This is a genomic window from Shuttleworthella sp. MSX8B, assembly GCF_000524295.1.
Classification (GTDB): domain Bacteria; phylum Bacillota; class Clostridia; order Lachnospirales; family Lachnospiraceae; genus Shuttleworthia; species Shuttleworthia satelles.
In genome coordinates, this window is record NZ_JAQT01000023.1 from 1 (window position 1) to 10,486 (window position 10,486).

The 10,486-nt window shown below is 45.5% G+C and carries 14 protein-coding genes and 1 pseudogene; all 15 read right to left on the minus strand.

Going from position 1 to position 10,486, the window contains the following annotated elements:
• On the minus strand, window positions 1-298 hold a 298-nt coding region (locus tag HMPREF1508_RS06145), incomplete at its 3' end, for a DUF1003 domain-containing protein (protein ID WP_044960398.1).
• A 467-nt stretch (window positions 299-765) separates the two neighbouring features.
• The gene (locus HMPREF1508_RS06150; RefSeq protein WP_084640262.1) at window positions 766-2,031 is read right to left on the minus strand and encodes a DUF6688 domain-containing protein; all 1,266 of its coding nucleotides are present in this window, start codon (window positions 2,029-2,031) and stop codon (window positions 766-768) included.
• A gap of 232 nt (window positions 2,032-2,263) precedes the next feature.
• Window positions 2,264-3,805, minus strand: coding sequence for an RNA-binding domain-containing protein (locus HMPREF1508_RS06155; RefSeq protein ID WP_044960401.1), 1,542 nt, complete (start codon window positions 3,803-3,805; stop codon window positions 2,264-2,266).
• A gap of 426 nt (window positions 3,806-4,231) precedes the next feature.
• Window positions 4,232-4,708 (minus strand): annotated as a pseudogene (locus HMPREF1508_RS06160) (lysine--tRNA ligase); the annotation flags it as partial.
• A gap of 212 nt (window positions 4,709-4,920) precedes the next feature.
• Window positions 4,921-5,967: a tyrosine-type recombinase/integrase gene (locus HMPREF1508_RS06165; RefSeq protein WP_330365287.1), complete on the minus strand. Its 1,047-nt coding sequence runs from the start codon at window positions 5,965-5,967 to the stop codon at window positions 4,921-4,923.
• 39 nt (window positions 5,968-6,006) lie between these two features.
• Window positions 6,007-6,150, minus strand: coding sequence for an integrase DNA-binding domain-containing protein (locus tag HMPREF1508_RS10715; RefSeq protein WP_330365288.1), 144 nt, complete (start codon window positions 6,148-6,150; stop codon window positions 6,007-6,009).
• Window positions 6,151-6,185: 35 nt separating this feature from the next.
• Window positions 6,186-6,356 (minus strand): CopG family transcriptional regulator, encoded by a 171-nt coding sequence (locus tag HMPREF1508_RS10205; protein ID WP_139221536.1) that lies wholly within the window; start codon window positions 6,354-6,356, stop codon window positions 6,186-6,188.
• Window positions 6,357-6,462: 106 nt separating this feature from the next.
• Window positions 6,463-6,684, minus strand: a complete 222-nt coding sequence (locus HMPREF1508_RS06170; protein WP_044960407.1) for a DUF6462 family protein — start codon at window positions 6,682-6,684, stop codon at window positions 6,463-6,465.
• 3 nt (window positions 6,685-6,687) lie between these two features.
• The gene (locus HMPREF1508_RS06175; RefSeq protein WP_044960409.1) at window positions 6,688-7,260 is read right to left on the minus strand and encodes a hypothetical protein; all 573 of its coding nucleotides are present in this window, start codon (window positions 7,258-7,260) and stop codon (window positions 6,688-6,690) included.
• Between the two features lie 201 nt (window positions 7,261-7,461).
• Window positions 7,462-7,791, minus strand: a complete 330-nt coding sequence (locus tag HMPREF1508_RS06180) for a type II toxin-antitoxin system RelE/ParE family toxin (RefSeq protein ID WP_022350368.1) — start codon at window positions 7,789-7,791, stop codon at window positions 7,462-7,464.
• Window positions 7,788-8,096: a type II toxin-antitoxin system RelB/DinJ family antitoxin gene (locus tag HMPREF1508_RS06185; protein WP_022154901.1), complete on the minus strand. Its 309-nt coding sequence runs from the start codon at window positions 8,094-8,096 to the stop codon at window positions 7,788-7,790. The genes HMPREF1508_RS06180 and HMPREF1508_RS06185 overlap by 4 nt, the downstream gene beginning before the upstream one ends.
• Before the next feature lie 64 nt (window positions 8,097-8,160).
• Window positions 8,161-8,448: a helix-turn-helix domain-containing protein gene (locus HMPREF1508_RS06190; RefSeq protein WP_278244582.1), complete on the minus strand. Its 288-nt coding sequence runs from the start codon at window positions 8,446-8,448 to the stop codon at window positions 8,161-8,163.
• Complete coding sequence (locus HMPREF1508_RS10885; RefSeq protein WP_084640264.1) at window positions 8,348-8,722, minus strand: replication initiator protein A; 375 nt, start codon at window positions 8,720-8,722, stop codon at window positions 8,348-8,350. Before HMPREF1508_RS10885 ends, HMPREF1508_RS06190 begins: the two co-directional genes overlap by 101 nt.
• A 4-nt stretch (window positions 8,723-8,726) precedes the next feature.
• On the minus strand, window positions 8,727-8,933 hold the full coding sequence (locus HMPREF1508_RS10210; protein ID WP_156923193.1) for a hypothetical protein: 207 nt from the start codon (window positions 8,931-8,933) through the stop codon (window positions 8,727-8,729).
• 92 nt (window positions 8,934-9,025) lie between these two features.
• Complete coding sequence (locus tag HMPREF1508_RS06200) at window positions 9,026-10,105, minus strand: DUF5688 family protein (protein ID WP_044960422.1); 1,080 nt, start codon at window positions 10,103-10,105, stop codon at window positions 9,026-9,028.
• Window positions 10,106-10,486 lie beyond the last annotated feature (381 nt).

The window sequence follows — 10,486 nt, forward strand, 5'->3', positions numbered from 1 at the left end:
CGAGATTTAGCAGAATAAAAGGAAAGGGGTCAAATGCCCCAGACGCCAACAGAAGATTGATACACATCCAACCGATCAGGACAAGAATAAAACTGACAATAAAGGCCCAGCTTCCGGCGAACTTTGCCACCGCGTCTGCCGCCTTCTGCCCTCTCGTCTCAAAGTCATCATCCTGGCTCAGATCTACACTGAGATTCTGCGCGACCAACTTATCCAGCAATTCCTCATTCGCCGCATCTGACTCCGCGCTCTCAAGGAGCTGTTTCAGCAAATCCTGCCTTCTTGTTTCCCCTTCCATCAGACACGATCTCCCTTCTTGTCTTTATTGACTTGTTTTCACAAATTATTCTTTAGAAGATAATCATTGCCATTCTATGCCACCGGCATTTCCTGAGCTCTCTCCTCATCGCTTCCTATATTCAAGGAGCAAATACTATATCGTTTCATGGCCTCTATCTCGTACTTCATTATGATTATGACCCGAATATGAATAATACACAAGGTCAGCCATCCATTGGTAGCATGTGATTATGTTCACCGAAACTTTTCAATGTAAATGCAACACACTGTTGCATTTACTCTGGAAGGTCTCTGTGTTGCAGTTAGTCTGACAAATGACTTGTCCAAAGCAGGTTTATCAGGTGCAATGGAAACTACCTTATTGAAGAAAGGAGTTCCTAAGCTTGTCCAGTTACCAGATAATCCATGGTGGAACCAAGAGCTTCTGTCAGAATGGGCAGCATTACCAACGTCACTGCCCGCTTATCATTCTCGTATTCCGAGATGACGGATTTCTTGAATCGACGGCTCCTTTCCCATATACTGAACCGCTATCCTATTTTCCGGGTGAACATCAGTCAGATATAATATGATGAGGAATACCCATTCCAGAGGCTTCATCAAAATATAGACCAGATCCGCAACCCAGCTCTTCCGGATCATTTTCGCAATTGGAAATCCATAGCAATCATAAAAAGCTCTTACCGCTTTATGAAAATGTGGCGTCTTCTCTTCCAACACCTGCTCGAAGGCATTTGCAACGCATAGCTGCCGGTTTACGATCACCGGATGCCCATGTCGAACGCCCATCCGGATCGGTTTCACAATCTTCTGATGACCACCTGCAGCCACCGTGCACAGGTAATGTTCATCGTGAAAGATATTCTGCGGTGCCTGCTTTGTGGAAAGTCTCCAGTCTGCAGTCTCCGTCCATGCCTTGATGACTGAATCCGGAGCCTGTCCGAACAGGATAAGAATTGCGATGAGGATTCCAAGAAGAGGCAGTACCAGAATCAGCCCCCATAATGGCCAGAATGATGCTTTCGACAATAACCCGTCCATTGTATTTAAAATTCGGTTCTGGTGAATTTTCCTCTTTTCCATGGGGAGCACTTCCCACTCACGGACCCTTGCGAGAATCGTTCTTGCACACATCAGCACCAGACTGGCAGGCCAGATCAGAAGCATAAAAGCCAGATCATCACCTTGTACTCCAATGACCTGAACCGAAAATACAATCAGTTCAACAATACCAAGATACATGGCAGAGATAGATATGACCGCCATCAGCGGTGGCATTTTTTTCATTGGCCTGAAACTCAGGTAGTAGTATCCGACAATCGCCAGAACAGCAATCAAGAAAATAATCGGCCAGGACCCAGTATATACCGGCGTATGCTTCTCCCCATTGGTAAGCTGAATCATCCAGTCCGACCCGGTCGCACCAATAAGTCTCACATATATATATTCTAGAAGCATTACATACCATAGAGCCACCTGATCAACCTGCCATGCACACGGGCTCTCTTTGTTTATGGCAGCCAGGATCAGGTACGTGACTTCCATTACAAGGATCAGAAAGGGATAAAAAATGCATGCACTTACAACCAGCGAAAATAGAAAGGCTAACACAATCTCCTCTGCCCGGACTTTACCTAATACAATTATCACCAGAAAAATTATGCATCCGACAACTATTGAGCATAGAACACTAAAGCGGAATGGATGTTCTTTTATTAGGGACTTCAACATACGATAATTCTCATCTTTCCATTATTTCATCAACGCTTGGCGCTCCGATATCTCAAATAATGATCCCTTCAAGATGATCGCACTCGTGCTGGATGATCTGCCCCTTGTCAATCCGCCTACACCACAAAATAAATCTATCACTTCTGCTTCCATACTTTGTTCTCCATTTTCAATACTGAATGCAATACACTCCCCGTATGCAGTTGCAAACATCTTTTCCATTTGCAATTTATTAACGACTATTCTTGGAGGATTTTAGAGAAACTTTTTGATTCCTGCTATTCGGTTTGTCCGGATAAAGATATGTAACTTCTCCGACTTCCAGCATCTCTTTCACAACGGCTCGGAGTGTGTCGTTCAAGCTCTTATATCCGAGCTCCACAGCCAACTCATTCATGGAAAGATCACCTTTTTGTTTTAATGCTTCAAGAACCAGCTTCTTTAGTTCTTCTCTGTTCCTGCGTCTGGAGCGGTTCCCCATTTTGGGCTCTTTCTTGTCATCTTTACTTTTCTCAAGAAATGCCGGATGAACAGGGAGGACCACTCTAAAATAGCTTCTGTCCTCATCCGTTTTGAAAACTGGCAAATCAGAGCCGTTATTATTCATCTCATTCACGATTAGTGGAATCCCGGTATTCCTTCCCTCAACCATTTTTAATTCTTTGAGAAAATCGCCGATACGTCTGTTCCGATACCGGCTCGAAACCAACACTCTGTTTTCCAGATCATGATCCGTTATTGATCGGTCAGGTCCCGGCAAGCTCAGGATCTCCATTCGTTCCGGCGTTATCGTTACAGTAATCGGCTCATGAATCTGATAGGAGCGATGGTAAACGGCATTACTAAGGGCTTCCTCAACAGCCCTGTAGGGCCAATTGTACACACGGATCGCCTCTGCCTGATTTGGAACCTTCGTGACGTATTCCGCTATGACATAATTTTTGATATACGACAACGCGTCCCGCAGCTGTCGATCAAGCGGCCCGGTAAAAATTCTTTCTCTCATCCCGATTCCAGTCGGATCAGGCTTGTCCACTACCTCAATCTGGCTATATGGGAAGAAATGATCCGGTCTCTCATTGAAAAACATCAATCCTATATTGATGGGCTTTCTTGCTTCCGGAGGACCTCCGATCAGTCTCATATCTCTCGCCACATCTTCAACTGTGCGGGAAAGCGAACCTTCGTATAATTCGCTGTCAACTGCGTGAAGATACTCCGAAAGCAAACTGGAGCGCATATCTGCGATTTGCGCGTGAGGGTTTGTTCTATCGTCAAACGGAATATTTCTTGCCAGACCGATCAGCTCTCGTTCTTCCAGTGCATTTGTACGAATGGTATTGGAGCCTTTTCGAATATAATATGCCTTTTCACTTTTTCTCCCTCCCTTTTCCGTGTATATTTTGACCGGACATTTATAGGGTCTGTCATCTCCTCCGGGAACCCACAAAACAAGAACATCTTGTCCGTCGATCAGCGCCGGTTCTATGATTAGTATATATCGTGGTTCTATAAAGTTACACTTATTAAGGATATCTTTCTGAATATCATCCAATATATTTTTATCCAAGCCTTTTACCGGAAATCTCGGATATCCATTCTGTTCTTCAACGCCTATTACGATATAGCCACCGCCAAGGTTGTCAAAGTCGTTAGCGAAAGCTGTAATAGAATGCAAAATCGGTTCTGGATTCCAATCTGCCTTGTATTCTATACGTGTACTTTCTATCACCTGCTGACGAAGCAGTTCTTCTATATTGATCGGAATTGCCATCATTCCCTCCTGATTTGATCAGAGTGTTCCGCTTTTAACTTACCCATTAACTTTCCTGCATCTTACCAAAGGGAGAGTTAATGGGCAAGTAATTATAATTCACCGTTGGATCAGAGCGAGCAATGGGGCCTAATTGCAATATTGTGCAAAGTGCCATGAATGCGTCAAAAGACGACACATTAACTCCTTTCCGGTTTCTCCCCATACAAAAAGACATCTGAAAGAGATAAAGCCTCCCACAGATGCCTTATGTGTTTTTACCTGCTCCCACCGCTCTAATAGCTGTCACAAGCTTGTGTACATAAAAAGCGGGCAAATCTTTTTTGTCCGACCAATGGTCATCTTCTTGCAGTAATACAACCGCGCCAACTATGACCTTGCCTTTTGCAAGCACATAAAGGTTGCCAAAAGCTCAGTTTTCTCATCTTAATAGAGCTTCGCACCTGCCGGAATGTGGTCGTCAACCATCAGAAGATGAAGCTTTTCTTCGCCCTCCTCTTCGTGAACAGCGGAGAGAAGCATACCGCAGGATTCGATACCCATCATGGCTCTCGGAGGCAGATTTGTGATGGCGATACAGGTCTTGCCAACCAGCTCCTCCGGCTCATAAAATGCGTGAATTCCGCTTAAAATGGTTCTGTCTGTGCCTGTTCCATCATCAAGAGTGAACTGTAAGAGTTTCTTTGACTTTGGTACTGCAATGCATTCTTTCACCTTTACCGCTCTGAAATCCGACTTGGAAAATGTATCAAAATCAACTGCCTCTTCAAATAAAGGCTCAATCTTAACCTTGGAAAAATCGATTGTCTCCGGCTCTGCTTCTCCATTCCCCCCGGCGGCGCCAGAAGCCGACTCTCTCACATCATTTTTCTTATTCACATCATTCAAGCTCTTCATCGTCGGGACGGATTTGGGGTTTTTGTACACTCCGTTCCACCCTGCTCCTCTATATTCCGCCTTAATCCATCTAGCGTTTCCCGACTCTTTACATCCCGTTCCGTGGTGATGTCTTAACGTGTGGTACCGGGTGCGTCAAACCTAAAAAGACGGTTGCTCTATGGACTAAGACGTATGGTATTTTGTGTGAAAAATATGCACTGTTTTCACAGGCACTTTTACAATACAAAAATCTTATCTTCCATGTTCTTGATGACTTCCTTCTTCTTGTCCTCGGTGCAGTCAGCATAGATATCCAAAGTAGTCTGAACATCCTTATGGCCCATGACCGACTGGATCACCTTGATGTTGCTTTCGTTCTCACAAAGCCTGGTGCAGAAGGTGTGCCTCAAGTGGTGTGCGGAGAAATCCGGAAGGAGCAGAGGCTCTCTCTTTTCTCTCTTCGCTTTGGCAGTCTCTTCTTTATTATAGTCTGCCGTGATGTTGTGGACCGCATGATTCACTTCGGAAGGTATCGTTATCGTTCCACCTGAACTGGCAAATACGAACCCTGAATAACCATCGATCTCCTGTGTACAAAATCCGGTGATCTGCTGGATCTGATATTCCTCCAGGAAAGCATCATACACTTCACCGATCATCGGGATCCTGCGACATCCTGCCTCCGTCTTCGGAGTGTTGATGTGGAAGTTGGTTCCCGAATCATCCACTTTGCGGTGCACAAGGCTGTGATTGATATCGATGATCCTGTTCTCGAAATCCAGATCCTCCCATCTGAGGCCAAGGCATTCTCCGATCCTCATCCCGCTTCCGATCAAAACTGTAATGACCGGTTTCCATCCCTGATACTGATGGTTGGAATAAAGATAGTTCATGAATGCTTTCTGCTCAGGTACCGTGAGCGACTTACGCTTGGTCTTAACCCATACATGACTCTTCTTGATCTCTCCGAGAACTCCGGCTGCCGGATTTACACGGATGAGTCCATCACGGACTGCCATCTGGAATGCCGGATGAAGCACGGTATGAACGTTATCAACTGTTGCCGGGGAAAGCTTCTCCTCTAATAAGAGAGAATAGTAAAACTCCCTGACATCTGTATAACGAACCTGTATCAACCGTCGCTTTCCGAAAGTCTCCCTAACATAGTGATCATAGGTATAAACGTAATTCGTCCTGGTCGTAGGCTTGAGGTCGTATTTCTGTTTGATGTACGAATCAAATACCTCGTTGACTGTAACACGCTCTGCTCTCTGGGGATCCAATCCATCCTCCAGATCGCGTCTGATCTGCTATTCCTTCTTTCAAAGTTCCACGAGATCTTTTCCGTAGACGGTGTGACGCTTTCTGTTTCTGTCAGTGTAAGAATAAGAGTAGCGTCCGTCTGCCCGTTGACACTCACCGCTTCTGAGCGCATAACCGCGGGAGTCCTTCCTGCTCTGTGCCAATCTGTTTACCTCCTTTTTGGAGAGGCACAGCTTTCTTAGGGTTTAGTCTTGTAAAGGAGCTCAAGTGCTTCCTTAAAGACCTGTGCTTGGGTGAGATTCATCTTCTCGCAGTATGCCAAAAGTCTGTCGCGTTCCGCCTCGGTAACTCTAAAGCCAACTTTAATGTACTTTTTGTCTTCTACCGTAGGCCTTCCGCGTTTTGCCATCTTCCTGCTCCCTTCAGATCTCTACTCACATTATATTTAATGCCCCACAAAAATCAATGTATTTTTTTGAAAGCTGTGCATCTTATTTTCATTCCATACTGTTCCATTAAATGTCTCTGAAGTTCTCGATGTACTCGTCGATGATCTCCGTATTTACTAGAACGATCCTCCTGATGCGGTAGATTGCTTTCGCTTCCTTGGCAAGTTCGGTAAACGCATGGATCCCCATGGAGTACATCGCTGCGCCTTCTTCATATTTCACGAACTTCTTCTTACCGTTCGTAAAAAGGCTTTCCATATTCTCATATTCTTTTCTCTTATATCCCATGATCTAACCCTCCTGTATGGTTTCCCTGAAGAAAGCAATCGTCTTGCCTTCCAGCTTTTTTCTTGTTTTCGATACGATATTCAGGATCGTCTGATACGCCTTATCTTCTTCCTCCGCGATCTCTACGAGCTTTCTCCCGTCATGCAGATGACTGTAGGTGATCTTGAATTCCGCCAGGGGAAGTGCCTTGAGGCTTGTATCAAAGACCTCGTATTCCCTGCGCATCATATGGATCGTCAGGATGTCCCGCTTATGCTTCTCGGGATCATCAGTTTCCTTCAAGATGTTCCCGGAGAAATTGCACTCCTCGATGGCATCGCGGATCATGATGTGCTCGATCGCTTTTGCGGCTGTCGGATCGCTGCGATGACTGGTCTGGATCCTCACGCCCAGGTCGTCATCATTTTTCTTCCGTCTGTTGTATTCGACCTCAAAGAGGATCCGGTTGAACAGTCCGGTTTCGTAGCAGTCCACCAGCTGTGGAAAGATACTGTAGTTCTTGTAGATCAGTCGGAAGCGTTCGCGGGGAGTTGCTTTCCCGTAGCTTTCCACCAACTTATCTTCTGTAATGCACATGTTCGCACCTCCATTTTCTTTCTTGGAGGTTAGGCTTGCCGGCTTGCGTCACCTCTTGCTTACACATGCAATTCTACGGAACACCACGGAATAAATCGTTCGTCAAACGGTCAACTTCTGTTGACCGGTAGTCAACTCAAAAAAGTAAAAAAGAAAAGACGTATGAAACCAAATGTCTCATACGCCTCATAGGATTTATGATTATAACTTTGTAAATTCATCAAGCTGCTTATCTACATCTCTTCCGGAATACATAACCCGAATCACTGTAACCAATTTCTTTGTCTTATCGGGGATATAGAAAATAACATAATTATCAACAGGCACAACTCGTGTATTTCGACTCTTCCAGGGCTCTCTTTCATATTGCCGGAACTTCTCCGGATACTCTCCCAAGGAAAGGATTTTTTCTTCGATCCGGTCAAGCTGTCCGGCTGCATTCTCAGGCGAAAGAAGATCAAATGCTATATACTCAAAGATACCGCGAAGATCGTTCTCAGCCTGCTCCGTAAAGGTAACATCATATTTCATACATTATAATCCCTTCGGATATCCGCAAAAACCTGAGCTGCAGATTTGGTACGCCCTGCCTGCATATCCGCATATCCTTTCTCAAGTTCCATGTCCAAAGTCTCTGCGTTCATTCTCGAAATATCAACAGGTCTCGCAGTTGGAATCTTTACCTCAAACGGAAGCCCCCTATTTAGAATGATCTGCTTATAAAACATATTGATAGCATTAGATGCCGGGATCCCCAAAGTAGCCAGAATTCCCTCAGCCTGTTCTTTAACATCCGGCTCTATTCTTGCATAAAGATTTGCTGATTTAGCTGCCATATCATCACGCCCCTTTCTTTTACCCATATTATAAGCCAATGTACGGGCAAACGCAATACATTTTTCAAATCAGTGCCCTGATCTGCTTCAAAAGAATCTCTCTTACAGACTGATCCTTCACATCTCGCAACAAACCAAGCGCTTCGTCCGCAAATCCATCATTATTATCTGCAAAACCCAGCAGATAATTCGGCGTAGTCTGAAGTACTTTGGCTATCTCTGCCAGACCGCTGGCTCTCATCTCCTTCTTATCATTCTCGTAGTAGGAGATTATAGACTTCTCTACATATAATGCTTCTGCCAGTTCCTCCTGGGTCATTCCAAGTCTGATCCTCTGCGCTCTGATCCACAAGTCCGAAATTCACAAGTTCCTTCAGGACCTTGCAGGATTTCTGATGACAGCGGCCGAGAGCCAGTTCAATGCTTTCTATCGTCATATAGACATGCCCTTCTTCATCGATCCATCTGTTTTTCTTGGAAAGCTGGATACGATCCAAAAGGATCCCATACAAAAGCTTTGCATCCGAAGAAAGTCCCCGGAATCTTTTATCCGTACAAAGAACCTTGGGAGTTCTGTAGAATACATAGTTTTCCGACTCCTCCGGATAAAAGTAGTCGAACTGCATGGCATCACACTCCCTCAGTAGCTGCTTTTCTGGCTGCTCTGTGCTCGCTCATGATCTTGGCATAGCAGGGAAAGCAAAATGCTCTGTCCTTTCCATAAGGGCACTCATACTTACAGTTGCTGGGATGTGCATTTGGGATCGGTTTACCGAGAACCGAAGTATAAGAATTCCCATATCCGGCAATGACCGGTGTATAACATTTATCTGACATATCTGTTCCTTTCCGGCATAAGAAAACGCCAAGCCGGGGAACTTCCCACAGCCTGACGCCTTAAGCCTCAAACGTTTGATTTTGGTTTCTGCTTAGAGTGCTTCGCCACCCTTGGCCTTTGCCCCCTTATCGATGGTTTCCTTCTTAGGAGCCTTGGCGACCTCCTCTTTCTTGGCTTTCAGTTCACCAAGAACAGATTTCTCACCTTTCTCCTCAGCGTGTTCCTCCTCCTTTTCAGCCTGACGTGCTACGAACTTTTCACCAAGCTCGAAGATCTTTGCCTGACTGTCATAGTGGTAAACGCTGTCAGTAAGCTTATCCGCAGGAGCAACCTGAGTTGCATTGACTTCCTTAACCATCGCTTCAAGATCTTTCAGCCCCATCTCTCCGTTATCAGGAACGATGAGGACCTCGTGGATGCTCGAAGGTAAGATATAGAAGTCTCCGCCAGCTCTTTCAGCTGCCTGATCCATGAAGTTCTGATAAGCAAGAACCCCGGCACCGTGTACCTTGTCGGGTACTGTTGCAACGAAGATCTTCTCATCTTCAGGAGCCACCGGGAAGATTCCCATCATCTCAGCCTGCTCAACTCCCATCATCTCGGCCATGACTTCGCTCATGCCCTTGATCTCGACGGGCTTGATCTGTGGCGCATTCTCCATCGCATCAGCATGAAGCTGTTCGGGAGTAACGCCCATGCTTTCAAGCAGCTGGTTGGTAACCAGGATGGATGCTCTGCCTTCATCATCGGAATTTAAGACGAAGCGGTAAACAACCGCCATATCTTCCATATTCTGATGAGGTACGGTTTCAAGCATCTCCTTATTGGCTTCCGCGGAAACAACTTCCATCGCAAGCTTTTCCTTCATCTGAGAGTAATCAGATAAGGAATCGATATCGAAGTCAGGTCTCTGGGTGATACCGCTGTTCACGACCTCAACGGCCTTATCTACGACTTCATCGTAGGATCTGCCGTTTTCCATCGCATCGTAGAACTTATCGATCCCGATGTTCACTCCGATGTTGCTGCCCTCCGGCGTGACCGTTACTGCCTCGTAGCTTTCGTTGAGCTTGTTTACGGTGTTGACCGAAACCTTTACATCAGCGCCCTGGTCATCAAGTCTGTCCTTTAAGTCCTCTACGAACTTCTCTTTGAATGATTCATAATCCATAGTGTGTTTTATCCTTTCGCTTTTTGTGTCGGCTCCGGATCGTCATCCTCGGCCTTGGGTTGATGGCAAGGTCTGAGGCAGAGCCTCAGACTGTCGCGGCATTCGTCAAATGTCAGCTCGTGCAAGCACGGCTTCCATTTTCCTCATTGCTCACGCAAAAAGCGCCAGGCTCACAACCTCTTTCGAAGTCATGATCTGACGCTCATCATTGCCGGTATTCTTTTGCAAAAGAAAATGGACTCGGCGGCTCGGGTGTTTTTTGTTTTCCCGTTCGCTTTGTCCATTGTAAATATAACACACCTATTTTGAAAAAAGAGGGTTATAGGACAAAACGTGTTGATAGCTAATCCCATTGATCATAGAAGCTACCCACCTTATGGA

Bases quoted from the DNA above. Each gene is read 5' to 3' on its own strand.
- HMPREF1508_RS06170 (WP_044960407.1), bottom strand. From the start codon at position 6,684: ATGGGATATAAGAGAAAAGAATATGAGAATATGGAAAGCCTTTTTACG.
- HMPREF1508_RS06200 (WP_044960422.1), bottom strand. From the start codon at position 10,105: ATGGATTATGAATCATTCAAAGAGAAGTTCGTAGAGGACTTAAAGGAC.
- HMPREF1508_RS06175 (WP_044960409.1), bottom strand. From the start codon at position 7,260: ATGTGCATTACAGAAGATAAGTTGGTGGAAAGCTACGGGAAAGCAACT.
- HMPREF1508_RS10885 (WP_084640264.1), bottom strand. From the start codon at position 8,722: ATGCAGTTCGACTACTTTTATCCGGAGGAGTCGGAAAACTATGTATTC.
- HMPREF1508_RS10205 (WP_139221536.1), bottom strand. From the start codon at position 6,356: ATGGCAAAACGCGGAAGGCCTACGGTAGAAGACAAAAAGTACATTAAA.
- HMPREF1508_RS06180 (WP_022350368.1), bottom strand. From the start codon at position 7,791: ATGAAATATGATGTTACCTTTACGGAGCAGGCTGAGAACGATCTTCGC.
- HMPREF1508_RS06150 (WP_084640262.1), bottom strand. From the start codon at position 2,031: ATGTTGAAGTCCCTAATAAAAGAACATCCATTCCGCTTTAGTGTTCTA.
- HMPREF1508_RS06185 (WP_022154901.1), bottom strand. From the start codon at position 8,096: ATGGCAGCTAAATCAGCAAATCTTTATGCAAGAATAGAGCCGGATGTT.
- HMPREF1508_RS10210 (WP_156923193.1), bottom strand. From the start codon at position 8,933: ATGTCAGATAAATGTTATACACCGGTCATTGCCGGATATGGGAATTCT.
- HMPREF1508_RS06155 (WP_044960401.1), bottom strand. From the start codon at position 3,805: ATGGCAATTCCGATCAATATAGAAGAACTGCTTCGTCAGCAGGTGATA.